This is a genomic window from Rhizobium sp. CNPSo 3670 (assembly GCF_057784555.1).
Window position 1 is genome coordinate 17,621 of record NZ_JBXSOL010000033.1, and the last position, 19,098, is coordinate 36,718.

Below are 19,098 nucleotides of genomic sequence, written 5' to 3' on the forward strand. Positions count from 1 at the left end.
GAAAACCAGGATCAGTCCTTGGCGCGTTCGACGTAGGAATTGTCTTCCGTCGCGATGACGACGCGGGTGCCGGCGTCGATATGCGGCGGGACCGAGGTGCGGATGCCGTTGGAGAGCATGGCCGGCTTGTAGGACGAGGATGCCGTCTGGCCCTTGACGACCGGTTCGGTCTCGACGATCTCGAGCGTGACGTGGCGGGGCAGTTCGAGCGCCAGCGGAATGCCTTCGTGGATCGACAGGATGCAGGTCATGCCTTCCTGCAGATAGGCCTTCTGGTCGCCCATGGTTTCCGCGCTGACGACCACCTGGTCGTAGGTCGCCGGGTTCATGAAGTGGAAACCTTCGCCATCTTCATAGAGGTACTGGAAGTTGACGTCTTCGACGAAGGCGCGCTCGACCTGTTCGGTGGTGCGCCAGCGTTCGGAGACCTTCACGCCGTCGACGATGCGGCGCATGTCGACCTGGGTGACCGGCGTGCCCTTGCCCGGATGAAAGTTCTGGGCGGTGAGAACGACGTAGAGCTTGCCGTCCACGTCGAGAACGTTGCCCTTGCGGACCGAAGAGGCGATGACCTTGACCATAAGACTTCCTTGTAACTCGGCTTTCGGCGTCGTAGAGGACTGTCGAGACGCCCCAAGACGCAAATGTTTTTCTTTGGGGCGCAACTAACCTAAAATCCGGGAAATAGCCACCCCCATACCGGCTTCTCCGGCGAAGAAAGCTTGGAATGAACTTTTCGGCCAAAGCGTCCCCCTGGTGGACCCCGTCCGTGCATGCCGACCGCCGCCCGTTCCTGATCGCGCGCAATGCGATTCAGGCTGCGCTTCGCGGGTTTTTCGCGCGCGAGGATTTCATCGAGGTCGACACGGCGGCGCTGCAGGTCTCCCCCGGCAACGAAGCGCATCTGCATGCCTTCGCGACGCAAGCGATAACGACGGACGGTCAGGCGGCACCGTTCTATCTGCACACCTCGCCGGAATTCGCCTGCAAGAAGCTGCTTGCTGCGGGCGAACAGCGCATCTCGTGTTTTGCCCATGTCTATCGCAATCGCGAGCGCGGGCCGTTGCACCATCCAGAATTCACCATGCTCGAATGGTATCGGGCCGGTGAAAGCTATGAGAGCCTGATGATGGATAGCGTGCGGATCCTGGCGCTGGCGGCCGAAACAGTGAAGACGGACAGACTTTCCTATCGTGGCAGCGAAAGCGATCCCTTCGCCGGGCCGGAGCGGATCAGCGTCGCAGAAGCCTTTGAGCGGCATGCCGGCATCGATCTTCTTGCCTCCGTTGCCGCCGACGGTTCGACCGATCGCGAGCATCTGGCGGCCGAACTCAGGCGTGTCGGCATGCGCGTCGCCGGCGACGACGGCTGGGCCGATCTCTTCAGCCGGGTGCTGGTCGAAAAGATCGAGCCGCATCTCGGCTTCGGCCGTATCACCATTCTCGACGAATATCCGGTCTCGGAGGCAGCACTTGCACGTCCCTCGCCGCGCGACCCCCGGGTTGCCGAACGCTTCGAGCTCTATGCCTGCGGCGTCGAGCTTGCCAATGGTTTCGGCGAACTCACCAACGCTGGCGAACAACGGCGGCGCTTCGAGATCGAAATGGCCGAGAAGGCGCGGATCTATGGCGAGACTTATCCGATCGATGAGGATTTTCTTGCCGCGCTGTCCCTGATGCCCGAGGCAAGCGGCATCGCGCTCGGCTTCGACCGGCTGGTGATGCTGGCCACGGGAGCGTCGCGGATCGACCAGGTGCTGTGGGCGCCGGTTGCGGAGTACGGAAGATGAATGCCATCAAACCGATCAAGAGCGTCGACGATCTCGTGAAGGCGGGGCTTGCCGCGCCTGCCGACCGCGCAGCGCTCGAGGCGGTCGCCGCGCGTTACGCCATCGCGCTGACGCCTGCCGTCACCAGGCTGATCGATCACGCCGATCCCAACGACCCGATCGGCCGGCAATTCGTGCCCGATGCGGCCGAACTCATCGTCGCGCCCGAAGAACGTGCCGATCCGATCGGCGATCACGCCCACAGCCCGGTCGAGGGCATTGTGCACCGTTACCCGGACCGGGTGCTGCTGAAGGCCGTGCATGTTTGCCCGGTCTATTGCCGTTTCTGTTTCCGCCGCGAAATGGTCGGGCCGCAGGGTCTCGGCACGCTCGATGCGGCGGCGATGGAGGCAGCCTTCGATTACATCGGGAGTCATCAGGAGATCTGGGAGGTCATCCTGACCGGCGGCGACCCGCTGGTGCTTTCACCGCGCCGACTCCGCGAGATCATGGAGGCGCTCGCTGATATTGCCCATGTGAAGATCGTGCGTTTCCATACGCGCGTCCCCGTCGTCGATCCGGAGAAAATCGATGCGGCGCTCATTGCCGCGCTGAAGGCAAGTGGCAAGACGATCTATGTGGCGCTGCACGCCAATCATGTCAGAGAGTTGACGATGGAAGCGCGGGCGGCCTGCGCGCGCTTGGTCGATGCCGGCATCGCCATGGTCAGCCAATCGGTGCTGCTGAAGGGTATCAACGACGACCCTGCGATTCTTGCCGAACTGATGAAGGCTTTCGTCGAAATCCGCGTCAAACCTTACTACCTCCATCATCCCGATCTCGCGCCCGGCACCAGCCGTTTCAGACTGACGATCGAGGAGGGGCAGAGGATCGTCGCGGCGCTGCGCGGACGGATTTCCGGCCTCTGCCAGCCGACTTACATTCTCGACATCCCGGGCGGCCATGGTAAAGCCGTTGTCAGCGGAAGCACTGTTCGGACGACGGACGACGGGTGTTATTCCATCTCGGATTACCGCGGCGGCGAGCATTCCTATCCGCCGGCTGACTGACCCGAGGTCGCGCTTTTGCGTATCATTTCTGTACTCGCCGCGTCGGAAACCGCGTCGAGCATTTCCATTGAAATGATCTTAGCTCTTTGATGTAAAATGAATATTCCTGCCGTCACCGGAAGGATCGTTAAAATCCTAACTATGAGGACCCATCATCCTTAACCCAACCTATTAGCGGAATGTTCTGTTTTCCGCACTAAAAGGACGCTCACGACAAGGCGATGAACGCCGGTTCGGGATCATGAGAACCTTGGAGTGATGGGATGAATAAGACAATCCGCGACCTCGTAGCCAAATTCGGCAAACTTCCTACGCCGGTTGACCAGATCGCCGACGACGCCGATCTTTATGCGGCAGGTCTGACGTCCTTTTCCTCGGTGCAGCTGATGCTCGGCATTGAAGAGGCGTTCGACATCGAATTTCCCGACAATCTGCTGAACCGCAAATCCTTCGCGAGCATCTCGGCCATCGCCAAGACGGTCGATATTATCCAGGATGGTCGGAAGGTCGCCTGATGAACTTCCCCGTCAAGATCATAGAGGACGGTCTTGTCGCAAGGGTCGCCCGTGTCGCCGAAGTTGCGGCGAGACATGCGGACGCCGTCGACATCGAAGGCCGCTTTCCCCGGGAAGCCGTGGATGCGATGAAGGCCGAGAGGCTGCTCGGCATTCAGGTGCCGCGCCAGCTCGGCGGTGAATCGGCCTCGACCACCGAAATCGCCGAATTGTGCTCGATGCTCGGCCAGGCCTGCGCCGCAAGCGCCATGGTCTTCGCCATGCACCATATCAAGCTGTCCAGCCTCGTCGAACACGGCGCCGAGAGCGAATGGCACCGCAGTTTCATGCGCGGCATCGCCGCCGACCAGCTGCTGATCGCGTCGGCAACCACCGAAGGTGGCATCGGCGGCAACCTGCGCAACAGCATTTGCGCGATCGAGATCGATGGCGATCTCTGCCGTCTCGAAAAGGATGCCACCGTCATTTCCTATGGCTCGCATGCCGACGCCATTCTCATCACTTCGCGCGCCCACGCGCAGGCGGCATCCTCCGATCAAGTGCTGACGGCCTTCCTCAAGGACCAGTACACGCTCGAGAAAACGCATGTCTGGAATACGCTCGGCATGCGTGGCACCTGCTCCGACGGCTTCCTCTTCAAAGGCCAAGCGCCAGCGCGGCAGATCCTGCCGAAGCCATTCGCCGAGATTGCGGCCCAATCCATGCTCGCTTCCTCGCACCTGCTCTGGAGCGGCGTCTGGTACGGCATCGCGGTCGATGCTGTTGCCCGCGCCCAGGCCTTTGTGCGCGCCGCCGCCCGCAAAGCGCCGGACGCCCAGCCGCCGGGCGCGCTGCGCCTCGCCGAGGTCTCGAACCTGCTGCAAATGGTGAAATCCAATGTCGTTGCCGGGTTGAAGGCTTATGACGATGCCAAATCAGACCCGGACAGGCTGTCGTCGATGGGTTTTGCGGTGGCGATGAACAACGTCAAGATTGCCTCTTCCGAGACGATCCTGGAGATCGTCAATCACGCCATGCTGATCTGCGGCATTATGGGCTACAAGAACGGCACGCCCTTCAGCCTCGGACGCCATCTGCGCGATGCTCATTCCGCACAGCTCATGATTTCGAACGACCGCATCCTCGCCAACACATCGAGCATGCTTCTCGTCCACAAGCAGGACACTAGCCTACTGGGGTAAAGCCATGGATATGCAGACCTCGTTTCTGGACCGGCTCTTCGAGTCCGGCCTACTGATCGATACCGGCGTTGACGGTCTCTATGGCCGCAGCGGCCAGTTCGAAGATGTCATCACCGCCTTCGAACGGCTGATCGACAGGTTCGGCGGCGCCGACGGCGCCGAGGCGATGCGTTTCCCGCCCGGCATGAACCGCGCGCTCTTCGAAAAGAGCGGTTATATGAAAAGCTTCCCGCAGCTTGCCGGCACGGTGCACAGTTTCTGCGGCGGCGAGCTCGACCATATGAGCCTGCTTGAATGCATGGAGGTCGGCGAGGACTGGACCAAGGACCAGCAAGCGACCGATATCGTGCTGACACCGGCTGCCTGCTACCCGCTCTATCCGACGGTCGCCAAGCGCGGCAACCTGTCGAAGACGGGCGGCCTGTTCGATTTGCAGTCCTACTGCTTCCGCCATGAACCATCGAAAGATCCGGCCCGCCAGCAGCTCTTCCGCATGCGCGAATATGTCTGCATGGGAACCGAGCAGCACGTCACCGATTTCCGTCAGAAATGGATGGATCGCGGTGTCGAGATGATGAAGCAGCTTGGCCTCGATGTGACCATCGATGTTGCCAACGACCCCTTCTTCGGCCGCGCCGGCAAGATGATGGTCAACAACCAGCGCGACCAGAACCTGAAGTTCGAGCTGCTTATCCCGATTACCTCAGTTGCCAAGCCGACGGCCTGCATGAGCTTCAATTACCATCAGGACTCCTTCGGCCTGAAGTGGGGCCTCAATCTGGAAGACGGCAGCGTTGCGCACACCGCTTGCGTCGGCTTCGGCCTGGAGCGTATCGCGCTCGCCCTCTTCCACCACCACGGGCTCGACGTGAAGCAGTGGTCAGCCAGCGTACGGGAAACGCTGTGGGGCTGATGACGGCGATGACATCGGTCTTCCCGGCGATCAGTCCGGAAACCTACCAGCAGCATGCGCTGCATTCCGGCGAGCGCGCATGGCCGGAAACCAACTGCTATGTCGATCTCTGGATCGAGGTGCTGAACACCACGGGCGTCGCGCCCGAGGCGATGCTGGGTTTCACCCTGGCGCAGGATTTCGAGGGCGACCAGTTCACCTTCTTCAAGGTGCCGCTCGAAGATCTCGAAGCGCTTTACGGCATCCGCGCGACCGAGCTTGCCATCTACGACCGTGTCGAACGGCATGTCGAAGTGCAGATCGCGCGCGGTCGTCTCTGCCTGATCGAGATGGATTCCTTCTACATGCCGGATACGCGCGGCACCTCCTATCGGCAGGAGCATGGCAAGACGACGGTTGCGGTCAACCGGCTTGATGTTGCGGCAAAGCGCGTCGAGTATTTTCACAATGCCGGCTATTTCCGCCTCGAAGGCGAGGATTTCGATGGGCTGTTCCAGCAGCAGCTGACGGAGAACGACCCGCCCTTCTTGCCCTATACGGAATTTGCCCGGTTTCCGGAAAAGCCCGCTGACGAAGCGCACCTGCGCGCGACCGCACGGCGGCTTGCGGGTTTTCACTTCGCCAGGCGTCCCCGCGAAAACCCGATCCGCGCCTTCGCGCGCGTCTTCCCCCAACAGGTGGAAGCGGTGGCGGAGCGGCCGTTCGGCTTCTTCCACAAATACGCCTTCAACACGCTTCGACAGGTCGGCGCCAATTTCGAACTGGCGGCCGATCATCTGCTCTGGCTCTCTCCCGAATTTACGGCCGCCGCCGAGGATGCGCGACGCATTTCAGACGCGGCGAAGTCCGTGCAGTTCCAGCTTGCCCGCGCCGTTGCCCGCAGGAGGTTCGAGCCGCTGCAGGCAGCCCTTGATCCGGCCGCCGATGCATGGGATTCCATGATGGCATCGCTTGCGGAGCGAATCTGAAGCCGGAGATCAGACAATGCGGGGGCGTTTGGCAAGCATCGGAGCCCGGGAAAGCGTGCTTTCCGAAGGCTGGAATTTAATCCTGACGGAGCCGGGCGCCTGCGCCGTACCGCACGATATCCCTCTTTCCGCGCAGTTCATCCCTGCGCCCGTTCCCGGCACGGTTGCGGCAGCGCTTGAAAAAGCCGGGCTCTTCGATCGGGAAAATCCCGAACCGTTGAATACGAAGGACGCTTGGTATCTCTGCCGGCTTTTTGATGCCGAGCCCGGCGAAGCCATCCTGCGTTTCGGCGGGCTGGCCACGATCTGCAATGTCTTCCTCAACGGCCAGGAAATCCTCTTTTCCGAAAGCATGTTCACGGCGCATGAGCTCCCGGTGACGCTTTCGGGTGGCGACGAGCTGGCGCTCTGCTTCCGGGCGCTCGGCCCTCGGTTGTCCGAACCCGGTCCGCGTGCGCGCTGGCGGCCGCAGATGATCACGCCGGCGGGCCTGAAGAATTTCCGTACGACGCTGCTCGGCCATATGCCAGGCTGGTGCCCCGATATCCACGCCGTCGGGCCATGGCGGCCGATTTCATTGGTGCAACGCGATCCCAAATCGATCGACAATGTCTGCATCCGCGCGGTACTGGAGGAAAGCGGCGCCGGCCGGCTGAGCGTTTCCTTGCATAACAATGCAGAAGACCCGGCAATGCTGCTGCGCTGCGGCGGCATGGAACAGCCCTTCGAGAAGATCGGCGAAAATCATTATTCGGCTATCCTCAAGCTGTCCGACATTGAGCCCTGGTGGCCGCATACGCACGGCACGCCACGTCTCTACGATCTGACGCTGGTTTCCGCCGGCGAGGAATATTCGCTCGGCAGCACCGGCTTCCGGCGCATCGACGTCGACCGCGGTGCGGATGGCGAAGACTTCGCGCTCCTTGTCAACGGCGAGCGTGTCTTCTGCCGCGGCGCGGTCTGGACGACCGCCGATATTGCGCAGCTGCCGGGCGGGCGCGCGGATTATGAGCCGTTCCTGCGGCTTGCCTGCCAAGCCGGCATGAACATGATCCGCATCGGCGGCACCATGGCTTATGAGACGCCCGATTTCTTTGCGCTCTGCGACGAACTCGGTCTGCTCGTGTGGCAGGATTTCATGTTCGCCAATTTCGACTATCCGCGCAACGACAAGGCTTTCCTCGGCCATGTGCATGCCGAGGTTGAGGAATTCCTGCACGGTGTCCAGGCGTCGCCTTCGCTCGCGGTACTTTGCGGCGGCAGCGAGATTCATCAGCAGGCGGCGATGCTCGGCCTGCCCATGGAATTTTGGAGCGGACCGGTGACCGACGAAATCATCCCGGCCATCGCCGCGCGCATGCGTCCCGACGTGCCCTATGTGCCGAATTCGCCCTATGGCGGAGCGATGCCGTTTTCGCCCAATTCCGGCATTGCGCATTATTACGGGGTCGGCGCCTATATGCGGCCGATTGCCGATGCCCGCCGCGCCAATGTGCGCTTTGCCTCCGAAAGCCTCGCCTTTGCGCATGTGCCGCAGCAAAGGACGCTGCAGCGCCATCTCGATGTGCCCGCCGTCCACAGCCCGCTGTGGAAGGCGCGTGTGCCCCGCGATCGCAGCGCATCCTGGGATTTCGAGGATGTTCGCGACTATTATTTGAAGCTTCTTTACGATTTCGACCCGGCCCGGCTGCGCCGCGAAGATCAGGAGCGCTATCTCGATCTTTCCCGCGCCGTGACCGGCGAGGTGATCGAAGAGACCTTCGCCGAATGGCGGCGCAAGGGCTCCGGCTGCAACGGAGCACTCGTCTGGACGCTGCAGGATCTGCTGCCCGGCCCCGGCTGGGGCGTGATCGATTCCACCGGCGAACCGAAACCTGTCTGGTATGCGATGCGCCGAGCCTTCCGGCCGGTTCAGGCGATCTTCACCGATGAGGGAACCAACGGTCTCGACGTGCATGTCGTCAACGAGACGGACACCGACCTCGACCTGGAACTCGAGGTCTTCTGCCTCAGTGATGGAAAACAGCAGGTCGTCAGCGGCAACATGGCTTTCAAGCTGGCTGCAAGAAGCGCCGAACGCTTTGCCACCACCGCGCTGTTCGGCGCCTTCTTCGATACGACCTATGCCTTCCGTTTCGGCCCGCCGGCCCATGATGCCAGTGTGGCGCGCCTGCGCTCGCTCGCCGATGGCGTCGTTCTCGCGGAAAGCTTCCATTTCCCCTGCGGACGCGGAAAGGCCCTGCACGACGCCAGCATCGAGGCGTCACTCAGCAGAGACGGCGACAGCTGGGTCATCGATCTCAGGACCGACCGGCTGGCGCAATCCGTGCATATCGACGTCGAAGGCTACAGGGCCGACGACGACTGGTTCCACGTTGCTCCCGGCCGAGTACGGCGCGTGAAGCTCTCCGCGCTCTCCGGCACGGACAGCGATGTCCCGCCAACGGGCGAAATCAGAAGCCTAGGCAGTTCGCGTCGGGTCGGGTTCGCGGGCTGAGGCTCGCAGGGAACAATACAAGCTCACCGGAAAGATCGTGATTTGAGAACGATATACCGCTATCTACGCGCCCATCTCCTGCAGCGGCTGATCCCGCGGTCGCGTCTCGCCTTCAATCCGCGCAAGCCGGTCGAAATCATCGGCTATTTCTCGATGCCCGTTGGTGTCGGTGAATCGGCAAGGCTTTGTGCCGGGGCGCTTTCGCAAGCGGGACGGGCGATTTCGCTCTCAGATGTCAGCACGCATCCGGATGAAAAATCCTTTGACGGCTGGGTGTCGTCGGACCTTCCGGCCGAACCGCCGGGAAGCCGTATCTGGCATCTCAACCCGCCGATGCTGCCACGCGCCATCCTGAAGATGGGTGTCGCCAATTTCACCCGCGCCTTCAACATCGGCTATTTCGCCTGGGAGCTTGAAGTCGCGCCGGCGGAGTGGCGCAACGGGTTGCGCTACATGAATGCCGTCTTCGTACCCTCGGAATTCACCAGACGGACGATTGCACCGCTGACGGCGGCGCCCGTCATCGTGGTTCCGCATCCCGTCACCGAGAAGCCGGCCGCAGAGGGCATACGGGAGAAGTTCGGCATCGAGAAAGATGCCTTTCTCGTCAGCTTCATCTTCAGCGCCGGCTCCTCGATCAACCGGAAGAACCCGCAAGCCGTCATCGAAGCCTTCAGACTGTTCAGCGCCGAATGCCAGAGCGCCTTTCTGCTGATGAAGGCGAGCGGTGATATCGGCAAGGATCAGGGATTACGCGAACTGATTGCTTCGGTCGCTGGCGATAGCCGTATCCGGATCATCACCGACAAGCTCTCGAATGCCGAGATCAACGGCCTCATCCGCTCTTCCAATGCCTATCTCTCGCTGCATCGCTCGGAAGGTTTCGGGCTGACGGTTGCCGAGGCGATCATGCATCGTACACCTGTCATATCAACCGCTTGGTCGGGCACGGAAGATTTCTGCGACCCCGAGAACAGCTGGCTGGTCGCCTCTCCCCTTATCCCTGTCGTCGATTCCCATCCTGAATTTGCGGGGCTGCCGGGCGCGGTTTGGGCGGATCCCTCTCCCGAAATCGCGGCTGCGCATCTCGGCGATATCTTCCGTGCGCCCGAGCGCGCACGAGAGAAGGCCGGCAAGGCGCGCGAGTTCCTGCTGCGCTACCTCGCAGAGAACAGTTATGAGAAGGCGCTCCAGAAGCTGGCGGCGATGCAGGCGAGCTAAGGTGAGGTCACCACTCCGCTCTATTTTAACATTTTCGCATTAGTGATGACGGGCATGCGGCCGCAAAGCATGTTGCGCAAAAGTGTGCAGCGGTTTTGCGATAACGACATGCGTAAAACAAAAACCTAAAGCGCGAGGAGCGAATCTGAAAGATCGCGACGCGCTTTAGGCTGATCCCCGCGGATGGACAGATGTCGAAGGGTATTATCGCAAATTCGGTGATGAATGCGGCGGCAGGCATGCTGCTGCTGCTGACGGGCTTCGTCTCTTCGATCATCACCGCGCGGCTGCTTGGGCCGGAGGCCAACGGCATCGTCGCCTTCTCGCTGTGGCTGGTGGTCACGGGCGCCTCGATCGCCGAACTCGGCTCCAGCATCACGCTGCTGAAGACCCTGCCGCAGCTTTCAGCGGAGGGCTATGACGCGCGCCGCCGGCGAGGCTTTGCCGCCATCCTCGTCAGCTTCATGATGTTTTCGACAGTGCTGCTGCTGGCGCTCTACGCCCTGTTCTTCCTGACTTCGGAGGAGATGCACTGGGCAGAAACCGCGCCTTCCGTTGCGCTCGTCACCGGTGCGCTGTTTTTCATCCAGGCGATCGGATCTTTCGTCAAATTCTACCTGATCGGCGAAAAGAAGCTCGGCAGCTTCTTCAAGCTGACCGTCGCCGTCTCGATAATCCAGCTCGCCGGGGTCGCCGGCGGCGCCGTGCTCTATGGCGTCGAGGGCGTTCTCGTCGGTTATGCGCTCGGCCAGCTCGTGCTGTTTTTCGCCACACTGCCGATCCTTCTGGCGCGGCGCGACTGGTGCGGGGTTTCACTCAAGTACCTCGCTTCCTCCTCCATCATCCTGTCGCTCCAGTTCATCATCGATTCCATCTTCCTCAACCGGCTCGAGCTGCTCTTCCTGCAGCAGTTCTGGTCGGTGGAAATGGTCGGCTATTACGCCGTCGGCCTGTCGATTGCCAATATCGCGCTGCAACTGCCGATCCAGATGACCGGCAGCCTGCTGCCCTATTATTCCGAACGGCGGCACAGCAGCGACGATTCGACCTTGCCTGTCGAGGTCTTCGCCGCAGTCACCCGCAGCATGGCCTATATCGTGCTGCCGATGAGCCTCGGGCTGGCCGCGATCTCCAGCGAACTGGTGCTCGTCGTGTTCGGGGAAGCCTTCCGCCGCAGCGGCACGGTGGTCGCGCTGCTCGCGCTCGTCGCTCCCGCCTACACATTCATGCAGATCCTCAGCCTCTATCTGCTGTCGATGGACAAGGCGCGGTCCCGCCTCAACATCAGTGTGATAGGTGGCCTTCTCATGGTAGCGGGTTGTTTACTGATCATACCTAAGCTTGCCGCCGAGGGGGCCGCAATCGTACGCATTCTCGTGTTCGTTGCGATGTCGGTGATGATGATCAGACAGACAGGATTCGGGTCCCAGCTTTCGGGTCTCTACGCAAGCCTGACGAAGGTGACGCTCGCCTCCGTTTTGTGCGCCTGCGCGGCGATTTCAGTGCTGGAATTCGTCCATGGCCCGATCGGTCTTATCTTCGCGATATTCGCCGGCACGATTGCGCATTTCGCCGCACTCCGAGTGCTGCGCGCCGTGCCCGTCGAGGATGTCGAGGTGATGCGTTCCATTGTCGAAAAAATGCCCTCGGCACTGCGGCGGCCGGTCAGCCGCGTAATCGACTTCATTGCACCGGGGCGCCCCGGCGATCCAGACCGCGCCAAGGTGGCGCCCGGCGAATTTTCGTCCGAACCGGCCGAAGGTGCCGGACGCAGCGCCGCCCTGCCCGTTGTCTTCGACGGCACGGTCGGCCTGTTCATGCCTGAGAATCCTGAATCTGCCAAGCGCTCGGCCGCGGTGCTCTTCGTCAGTCCATGGGGCTTCGAGGAGATGTGCAGCCGCAAGTTCTTCCGGGTCGCGGCTGAACATTTCTCCGATTTAGGCGTGCCCAGTCTGCGTTTCGATTATCGCGGCACCGGCGATGCGCTCGATTTCGGTGCGCTGCCGGCAAGGCTGGAAACCTGGGAAAACTCGATCCGCGCGGCGGCCGCCAAGCTGAAATCGCTTACCGGCTGCGACCGCATCATCCTGATCGGCCAAGGTCTCGGGGCGACCCTTGCCCAGCGAATCGGCTCCTCGATCGAGGGCGTCGATAGCCTGGTCATGCTGGCGCCGGTGCTGAGCGGCCGCGCCTATCTGCGTGAGCTCAACATGTGGTCGAAGATCATCGACGCCGATCTCGGCCTCGGCCATGAGCATGTGCAGGCTGCAAAGGTGCAGATCGCCGGGCTCGTCATGCCGGAAGAGATCGCCGCCGAGCTCGGCAAGCTCAACATCGTCGCGCCGCAGGGGCTGGCGGCGTCCCGCTATCTGATCCTCGAACGCCCTGTTAGGGCCGAAGATACTGGCTTTGCCGATGCGCTGCAGGCGCTTGGCGCCAATGTCGAGCAGAAAGTGTTCGACGGCTATGACGAACTCGTCACCAATCCGCTCTTCGCCAAGACACCCATGGCTGTGGTCGAGCTTTTGACGGCCTGGCTGAAGACGGCGACCGCGGAGACATGCGCCGTTCATTCGCCGGCCGCGATCGAAACCATCCCGCTTGCCGGCGACGGTTTCCTGGAAACGCCGGTGCGTTTCGGAAGTCACGATCATCTGGTCGGTGTCGTCAGCCGACCGCTTGGCGAGATCAGGGGCAATGCCGTGCTCTTCCTGTCGACCGCCTATGACCGGCATGCCGGCTGGGGACGGACGACGGTGGACATGGCACGCGAACTCGCGCGCCATGGCGTCGTTTCGCTGCGCTTTGATTCCGCCAATGTCGGCGACAGCCCGCCGCGGCCGGATGCGCCGGAGCAGGTGCTGTATTCGATGACGCAGACCGCCGATGCGATCGCCGCGCTCGATCTGCTCGAAAATGTCGTTGCTGGCCCTATCATGGTCGCCGGCCGCTGCAGCGGCGGCTATGTAGCTTTCCGCGCCGGCGTCGCCGACGAGCGGCTGAAGGCGGTCGTCTCGATCAATCCCTTCGTCTATTACTGGGATCCGAAGGTGCCGGTGCGCCGCGAGCATGTCGTCTCCGTTCCCCGCAGCCTCGACGATTACGGCCAGCGCCTGGCGCGGCTCGACACGTTGAAGCGGCTGCTGCGCGGTCAAGTCGACGTCGTGTCTGCGCTGCGCAATATCGTCATCGCCGGTGGCCGGCGGCTGTCGCCCTTCGTCGCGCCATTGCTCGAACTGCTTCCCGACCGGCGCCATATTGCCCGTGAGGTCCGGCAGTCCTTCGCGCTGTTCGGCAAGCGAAAGGTGCCGCTGACACTGATCTACAGCGAAGGCGACGTCGGCCTCGACCATGTCTATTTCCATTTCGGCCCGCGCGGCGCCAGGCTTTCCCGCTATCCGAACGTGCGGCTGCTGATGCTGCCGGATGCCGACCACAATCTGACGCCGCCGCAATCACGCAAATTCGTCCTCGACGAGATCATTCGTCTTGCGCGGGCGTAAGCGGATCTTCTGTCGGGGTAGGTCAGCGGCTTTCCGCGGCGGCGATATCAAGCGATCTGTAGAGATCGATGTAACGCCCGGCGACGATATCCCAGGAATAGCCGCGCACGGCGTCGAGAAGCTCAGAGCGAAGGACATCCGGTCGGCCCGCAAGGCTGTCATAGGCCGATTCCACGGCGGTCGCGGCACTCTCCGGACTGGTGAAATCGGCAAGCCTGATGACGCGGTGCCGATCGGCGAGCGTCTGAAAGGCGTCGTTGGCGTTCAGCACCGGAAGCAGGCCGGCACTCATCGCCTCCAGCGCGACCAGGCCGAAACCCTCATATTCCGAAGCGGAGGCGAAGAGCGAAGCCGCAGTCATGATCCGGCGGATGGTCTCATTGTCTGGCGACACATGCAGGGTGACGCGGCCGGTCAGGTCCCGGCTTTCGATCTCGCCTTCGATATCCACCCGGTTCAGGTCGGATTCGGCCCCGACAATGTCGAGATGCCATTCCGGATCGCGGCTCTTCAGAACTGCTATCACGTCGAGCAGATGGTCCAGCCGCTTGTTCACTGAAAATCGGCCGATGGTGACGATGCGGCGTCTTGCGCGACGCGAGGCGGTGTCGGCGAACTTGCCGACATCGGCGCCGTTCTCGACCAGCACGCTGTCCGGCACGATTTCGGAAAACTGCTTGAGATCGGAGGCGCTGCAGCAAACCACACGGCGATAGGCCCTCGCCGAGGCGCGGGTCAGCGTGCGGAACCATATCTTCTTGATCGCCGCATATTTCCGGGTGTGGAAGAAACCGCCATGGGTGGTGACGATCATCGGTTTGCCGTGCAGCATCCGGCCCCAGGCGAGCGCATCGAAGAAGAAGTCGATGGCATGGACATGCACGAGATCGGCGTCGCCGAGATGGCGAAAAACCTGCGGCGCCAGCGGATAACGGCTGCTGCCGGACCACGGAATGCGCACCACCTCGATGCCGTCGATATTTTCGCGCGGCGGCAGCCTGTCCTCTGGCGCGGTAAACAGGGAGTTCAGCGTAACGACACGGACACGATAGCCACGCCGAAGGGTCTGGCGGCTGAGATTGGCGACGACGTCTTCCAGGCCGCCGCGATTGGGCAGGAACTGGCGCACGACATGGACGATCAGCGGAGCCGTTTGCGGCTGCGGATTCTCGCGCACCCTGTCTGCCTCGACGATCGCCATTTTCTACCTATCGCTGCGTATGCCAAACGCGTGTTGACGCGGATTTATAGCAACGACCAGATATCTCAGGCGTTAAGGCGTGGTTTCAGCAACGTCCTGCGGAGGCGATTCTTCGCAACAGGGTTAATCGAGTCTGACGGTGTTCAGAAGGCTTTGAAGGTGAGGGTCGTCAGCGACCGGACGATGCCAGGAATATTGGCGATATTGTCGTTGATGAACTTGCCGATGTCCTGGCCTTCCTCGATATAGACCTTCAACAGCAGGTCGTAATCGCCGCTCGTTGAATAGAGCTCCGAGACCAGCTCGGTCTGGTAGATGGCGTCGGCGACCTCATAGGTCTTGCCGGGGGCGCATTGGAGCTGGACGAAGATCGGTTTCATGGAGATTTCCTGCAAAGTTGTTTGGCGCGGATAATGGTCGAAAGCGCCGTGCCGATGCAAGCCGTTCCTCACACGGTCCCTCCGGCCGCCGCTTCGGCGACGATCCAGTCGCGAAAGGCGGCAAGCGGCGCATAATCGGCGCGCTCGCTGGGACAGGCGAGATAATAGCGCTCGCGGCTCTCCATCTCCCGGTCGACGGCGGCGACGAGATCGCCGCGCTTGAGTTCTTCCTGCATCAGGAATGTCGGCAACAGGGCGACACCGAGGCCGGCGATCGCCGCTTGCGCTGCGGTGGCGAACTGATCGAAGAGCATACCGTGCACGCTTTCGAAGGAAACGCCGTTGCCGGCGAACCATTGCTCCCAGGCATCGGGGCGCGTGGTCAGATGCAGGAGTGGAACGGTAAGCAGGTCCTCTGGCTGCGAAATCCTGTGCTGTTTCAGAAAATCAGGGCTGCAGGCCGGCACCGTACGCTCCGACATCAGCAAGGTGAGTTCCGCGCCAGGCCAGTGCGGGTGGCCGAAATGGATCGCGGCGTCAATCGAATCGAGCCGGAAGTCAAAAGGTGAAAGACGGGTCGCGAGATTGATCGTTACGCCGGGATTGGCGCTGAGAAAGCGCCCCAAGCGTGGCGCAAGCCAGCGCGTGCCGAAGGTAGGCAGGATGGCGAGAGTGAGCGTGCCGCCGTGTGGGTTGGCGCGCAGGTTCAGTGAGGCGCTCGAGATCCGGCGCAGCGCCTCGCGAATCTCGCGGGCATAACTGTCGCCGGCCAGCGTCAGCCGCATGGTCTGGCGTTCACGCAAGAAGAGCTCGACTCCAAGCTGCTCCTCCAATGCGCTGACCTGACGGCTGACGGCGCTCTGCGTCAGGTCGAGTTCGCGCGCCGCCGCCGTCACGCTGCCTGTGCGGGCGACCGCCTCGAAGGCGGCGAGATGTGAAGTCGACGGCAGAAAACGCCTTGAAGCGAGCATGATCATTCCGTTTCAGAATGAGCTATTTCCGAAATGTCGATATTTCGGCCTTTGCGGTGCTTGTAAAGAGTTTCATCCTGCAAAATCGGAATGAGCCGGAGCCTTAGATGCCACAAGCCTTCATTTCAACAGATCGTATCCGCTCGCTCTTCACCGACGCGATGTCGCAGATGTACCGGACGGAGGTACCGCAATATGGCACGCTGATCGAGCTCGTGGCGGATGTGAATGCCGGTTGCCTCGAAAGCAATCCGGATCTGCGCGAACGCCTGGCCCGCGCCGGCGAGCTGGAACGCATCGATGTCGAGCGTCACGGCGCCATCCGCCTCGGTACGGCGGAAGAGCTTTTCACCATCCGCCGGCTGTTTGCCGTCATGGGCATGCAGGCGGTCGGCTATTACGATCTTTCGGTCGCCGGCGTGCCGGTTCATTCCACCTGCCTCCGTCCGATCGACGAGGCGGCGCTCAACATCAATCCGTTCCGCGTCTTCACCTCTCTGCTGCGCCTGGAACTGATCGAGGATGAAAGCCTGCGGCGGGAGGCCGAGGCCATTCTGGCCAAGCGGCGCATCTATACGCCGCGTGCCATCGCGCTGATCGAGCGTCACGAGCAGAATGGCGGCCTGACCGAGGCGGAAGCGACTGAATTCGTCGCCGAGGCGCTTGAAACCTTCCGTTGGCACGGCGAAGCCACCGTTAGTGCCGAAACCTACAAGCGCCTGCACGACGCGCATCGGCTGATCGCCGATGTCGTCAGCTTCAAGGGGCCGCACATCAACCACTTGACGCCGCGCACGCTCGATATCGATGCGGTGCAGGCCCGCATGCCGGAACGCGGCATCACTCCGAAGGCAGTCATCGAAGGGCCGCCGCGCCGGCAGTGCGATATCCTGCTGCGGCAGACGAGCTTTAAGGCGCTGGAGGAGGCGATCGTCTTCTCGGGTGACGAGGGTGCGGTCCAGGGCACGCATACCGCCCGCTTCGGCGAGATCGAACAGCGCGGCGTGGCGTTGACGGCCAAGGGCCGGGCGCTCTACGACCGACTGCTTGCCTCGGTTCGCGGCGAAGTGCAGGTCGGCGCCGGCGGCGCCAAAGCCGGCGCCTATGACCAGGAACTGGCTGAGCGCTTCAACGCGCTGCCGGACAGCTGGGATGAGCTGCGCAGCCAGGATCTCGCCTTCTTTCGTTATTCCGCCACGCCCGCGGGCATTGCCGCCGCGATCGCCGGGACCTTGCCGCGCGATCCCGAAGCGCTCCTCGCCAAGGGCTATCTCGCTTTCGCGCCGATCGTCTATGAAGACTTCCTGCCCGTCAGCGCGGCCGGCATCTTCCAGTCGAATCTCGGCACCGATCAGCAGCAGAATTATGCGACACGATCGAACCGCGACGCCTTCGAGACCGCACTCGGAGCGACCGTTCAGGACGAGCTGGCGCTTTACGCGGAACGGCAGGCCGCATCGCTGGATGCCGCGATGAAGGCGCTCGGGCTCGCGGATCTGCGGCTGAGGACCGTTGCGTGAAATCACCGCTTCAACCCCTGTTCTTATGCGCTAGAGTACACCGGTTTCATCCGATCGGACTGTGCCATGCTGAATGATCCGCGCTCCCACGGCCTCTGGGAAAAGACCGCAGGCGAACCGCCGGCGACCTCGCCTCTCCAAGGCGCGGTATCGGCCGACGTCGTCATCGTCGGTGGCGGCTATACCGGTCTCTCCGCTGGCCTGCATCTCGCCGAGGCCGGTTCGAAGGTGGTGCTGCTGGAGGCGAAGGAGATCGGCTTCGGCGGTGCGGGGCGCAATGTCGGTCTGATCAATGCCGGCATGTGGGTGATGCCCAACGACCTCCCCGGTGTGCTCGGCCCAGTCCATGGTGAACGGCTGCTCGATTTGCTCGGAAATGCGCCGAAGCTCGTCATGGAACTGATCGACAAACATGGGATCGCCTGCGAACTCGAGCGCAACGGCACGCTGCACTGCGCCGTCGGCGCCGAGGGGCTGAAGGAGATCGAGGAGCGCGCGGCGCAATGGTCGGCCCGCGGCGCGCCCGTCGCACTGCTGGATGCGGCTGAGACGGCCAAGCGCATCGGCAGCGAGGCTTATGCCGGTTCGCTGCTCGATCTGCGCGCCGGAACGCTGCAGCCGCTTGCCTATGCACGCGGCCTCGCCCATGCCGCCGTCAAGGCAGGCGTCGCCATTCATACATCGAGCCCCGTGACCGCAACGGAGCGCCAAGGCAGCCGCTGGGCCGTGAAGACGGACGGCGGCGAGACCAGCGCAGACTGGATCATCGTTGCGACCGATGCCTACAGCACAGGCCCCTTCGAGCAGGTGCGCAACGAGCAGGTTTACCTGCCCTATTTCAATTTCGCCACCGCACCGCTCGGCCACAATCTTCGTCAGTCGATCCTGCCGGGCCGGGAAGGCGCGTGGGACACCAAGGACATTCTATCCTCCTTCCGCATGGATCGGGCTGGGCGCCTCGTCTTCGGCAGCGTCGGCGCGCTGCGCAATACCGGCCTTGCGGTGCACAAGGGCTGGGCCAAGCGCGCCCTGAAGCGGCTCTTTCCCGTTATCGGCGATATCGAATTCGAATGCGAATGGTATGGCCAGATCGGCATGACCGACAATGCGCTGCCGCGCTTCCACAAATTCGCCCCCAATGTCATCGGCTTTTCGGGCTATAATGGCCGCGGCATTGCCCCGGGCACGGTATTCGGCCGCACATTGGCTGAACATATTCTCGGCCGGCTAGCCGAGGCCGATCTGCCGCTGCCGCTGACGTCACCCACCGAGCCGAGCTTCCGTGCGCTCAAGGAACTATGGTACGAAGCCGGCGCTCAGGTCGCCCATTTCGCCGATGCCCGCCTCTGAGAACCGACAAGCGCTTCTGAGAACAATAAGATTGGAAACA

Annotated in this window: 15 protein-coding genes; 11 read left to right on the forward strand and 4 right to left on the reverse strand. The window is 62.2% G+C overall.

The window, feature by feature from the left end; genetic code table 11:
- Positions 1-11: 11 nt before the first annotated feature.
- Positions 12-581 (reverse strand): elongation factor P, encoded by a 570-nt coding sequence (efp, locus tag AC13QO_RS25315; protein WP_064696465.1) that lies wholly within the window; start codon positions 579-581, stop codon positions 12-14.
- Between the two features lie 146 nt (positions 582-727).
- On the opposite strand from efp, the gene epmA reads away from it, so the two are divergent.
- From epmA to AC13QO_RS25360, 9 genes are all read left to right on the forward strand, one after another.
- Positions 728-1,789: an EF-P lysine aminoacylase EpmA gene (epmA, locus tag AC13QO_RS25320; protein WP_488542214.1), complete on the forward strand. Its 1,062-nt coding sequence runs from the start codon at positions 728-730 to the stop codon at positions 1,787-1,789.
- Positions 1,786-2,838 (forward strand): lysine-2,3-aminomutase-like protein, encoded by a 1,053-nt coding sequence (locus tag AC13QO_RS25325; protein WP_488542215.1) that lies wholly within the window; start codon positions 1,786-1,788, stop codon positions 2,836-2,838. Before epmA ends, AC13QO_RS25325 begins: the two co-directional genes overlap by 4 nt.
- Positions 2,839-3,101: 263 nt before the next feature.
- Entirely contained in the window at positions 3,102-3,353 is a 252-nt protein-coding gene (locus tag AC13QO_RS25330) for an acyl carrier protein (RefSeq protein ID WP_488542216.1), read from the forward strand.
- On the forward strand, positions 3,353-4,534 hold the full coding sequence (locus tag AC13QO_RS25335) for an acyl-CoA dehydrogenase family protein (protein ID WP_488542217.1): 1,182 nt from the start codon (positions 3,353-3,355) through the stop codon (positions 4,532-4,534). Before AC13QO_RS25330 ends, AC13QO_RS25335 begins: the two co-directional genes overlap by 1 nt.
- A 4-nt stretch (positions 4,535-4,538) precedes the next feature.
- Positions 4,539-5,447 (forward strand): amino acid--[acyl-carrier-protein] ligase, encoded by a 909-nt coding sequence (locus tag AC13QO_RS25340; protein WP_488542218.1) that lies wholly within the window; start codon positions 4,539-4,541, stop codon positions 5,445-5,447.
- A gap of 8 nt (positions 5,448-5,455) precedes the next feature.
- Positions 5,456-6,415, forward strand: a complete 960-nt coding sequence (locus AC13QO_RS25345) for a DUF1839 family protein (RefSeq protein ID WP_488542229.1) — start codon at positions 5,456-5,458, stop codon at positions 6,413-6,415.
- A gap of 16 nt (positions 6,416-6,431) precedes the next feature.
- On the forward strand, positions 6,432-8,912 hold the full coding sequence (locus tag AC13QO_RS25350; RefSeq protein ID WP_488542219.1) for a glycoside hydrolase family 2 protein: 2,481 nt from the start codon (positions 6,432-6,434) through the stop codon (positions 8,910-8,912).
- Between the two features lie 42 nt (positions 8,913-8,954).
- Entirely contained in the window at positions 8,955-10,133 is a 1,179-nt protein-coding gene (locus tag AC13QO_RS25355; RefSeq protein ID WP_097598275.1) for a glycosyltransferase family 4 protein, read from the forward strand.
- Between the two features lie 191 nt (positions 10,134-10,324).
- Positions 10,325-13,636 carry an alpha/beta fold hydrolase gene (locus AC13QO_RS25360; protein ID WP_488542220.1) on the forward strand — a complete coding sequence of 1,104 codons (3,312 nt, stop codon included), beginning with the start codon at positions 10,325-10,327 and terminating at the stop codon, positions 13,634-13,636.
- A gap of 22 nt (positions 13,637-13,658) precedes the next feature.
- Here AC13QO_RS25360 and AC13QO_RS25365 read toward each other — a convergent pair whose 3' ends face one another.
- The 3 genes from AC13QO_RS25365 to AC13QO_RS25375 all read right to left on the reverse strand — a co-directional run bounded on the left by AC13QO_RS25365 (position 13,659) and on the right by AC13QO_RS25375 (position 16,194).
- The gene (locus AC13QO_RS25365) at positions 13,659-14,837 is read right to left on the reverse strand and encodes a glycosyltransferase family 4 protein (RefSeq protein ID WP_488542221.1); all 1,179 of its coding nucleotides are present in this window, start codon (positions 14,835-14,837) and stop codon (positions 13,659-13,661) included.
- Between the two features lie 143 nt (positions 14,838-14,980).
- Entirely contained in the window at positions 14,981-15,217 is a 237-nt protein-coding gene (locus tag AC13QO_RS25370) for an Lrp/AsnC ligand binding domain-containing protein (protein WP_003567502.1), read from the reverse strand.
- Positions 15,218-15,285: 68 nt separating this feature from the next.
- Positions 15,286-16,194 (reverse strand): LysR family transcriptional regulator, encoded by a 909-nt coding sequence (locus AC13QO_RS25375; RefSeq protein WP_085779846.1) that lies wholly within the window; start codon positions 16,192-16,194, stop codon positions 15,286-15,288.
- 101 nt (positions 16,195-16,295) lie between these two features.
- On the opposite strand from AC13QO_RS25375, the gene hglS reads away from it, so the two are divergent.
- Both hglS and AC13QO_RS25385 read left to right on the forward strand, forming a co-directional pair.
- Positions 16,296-17,708, forward strand: coding sequence for a 2-oxoadipate dioxygenase/decarboxylase HglS (hglS, locus tag AC13QO_RS25380; RefSeq protein WP_488542222.1), 1,413 nt, complete (start codon positions 16,296-16,298; stop codon positions 17,706-17,708).
- 66 nt (positions 17,709-17,774) lie between these two features.
- A complete protein-coding gene (locus tag AC13QO_RS25385) occupies positions 17,775-19,058 on the forward strand; it encodes an NAD(P)/FAD-dependent oxidoreductase (protein WP_488542223.1) in 1,284 nt (427 codons plus the stop codon).
- Positions 19,059-19,098: the final 40 nt, after the last annotated feature.

Excerpts from the sequence above, each read along its gene's own strand:
- efp (WP_064696465.1), bottom strand. The coding sequence starts at position 581 with ATGGTCAAGGTCATCGCCTCTTCGGTCCGCAAGGGCAACGTTCTCGAC.
- epmA (WP_488542214.1), top strand. The coding sequence starts at position 728 with ATGAACTTTTCGGCCAAAGCGTCCCCCTGGTGGACCCCGTCCGTGCAT.
- AC13QO_RS25325 (WP_488542215.1), top strand. The coding sequence starts at position 1,786 with ATGAATGCCATCAAACCGATCAAGAGCGTCGACGATCTCGTGAAGGCG.
- AC13QO_RS25330 (WP_488542216.1), top strand. The coding sequence starts at position 3,102 with ATGAATAAGACAATCCGCGACCTCGTAGCCAAATTCGGCAAACTTCCT.
- AC13QO_RS25335 (WP_488542217.1), top strand. The coding sequence starts at position 3,353 with ATGAACTTCCCCGTCAAGATCATAGAGGACGGTCTTGTCGCAAGGGTC.
- AC13QO_RS25340 (WP_488542218.1), top strand. The coding sequence starts at position 4,539 with ATGGATATGCAGACCTCGTTTCTGGACCGGCTCTTCGAGTCCGGCCTA.
- AC13QO_RS25345 (WP_488542229.1), top strand. The coding sequence starts at position 5,456 with ATGACATCGGTCTTCCCGGCGATCAGTCCGGAAACCTACCAGCAGCAT.
- AC13QO_RS25350 (WP_488542219.1), top strand. The coding sequence starts at position 6,432 with ATGCGGGGGCGTTTGGCAAGCATCGGAGCCCGGGAAAGCGTGCTTTCC.
- AC13QO_RS25360 (WP_488542220.1), top strand. The coding sequence starts at position 10,325 with ATGTCGAAGGGTATTATCGCAAATTCGGTGATGAATGCGGCGGCAGGC.
- AC13QO_RS25365 (WP_488542221.1), bottom strand. The coding sequence starts at position 14,837 with ATGGCGATCGTCGAGGCAGACAGGGTGCGCGAGAATCCGCAGCCGCAA.
- AC13QO_RS25370 (WP_003567502.1), bottom strand. The coding sequence starts at position 15,217 with ATGAAACCGATCTTCGTCCAGCTCCAATGCGCCCCCGGCAAGACCTAT.
- AC13QO_RS25375 (WP_085779846.1), bottom strand. The coding sequence starts at position 16,194 with ATGATCATGCTCGCTTCAAGGCGTTTTCTGCCGTCGACTTCACATCTC.
- hglS (WP_488542222.1), top strand. The coding sequence starts at position 16,296 with ATGCCACAAGCCTTCATTTCAACAGATCGTATCCGCTCGCTCTTCACC.
- AC13QO_RS25385 (WP_488542223.1), top strand. The coding sequence starts at position 17,775 with ATGCTGAATGATCCGCGCTCCCACGGCCTCTGGGAAAAGACCGCAGGC.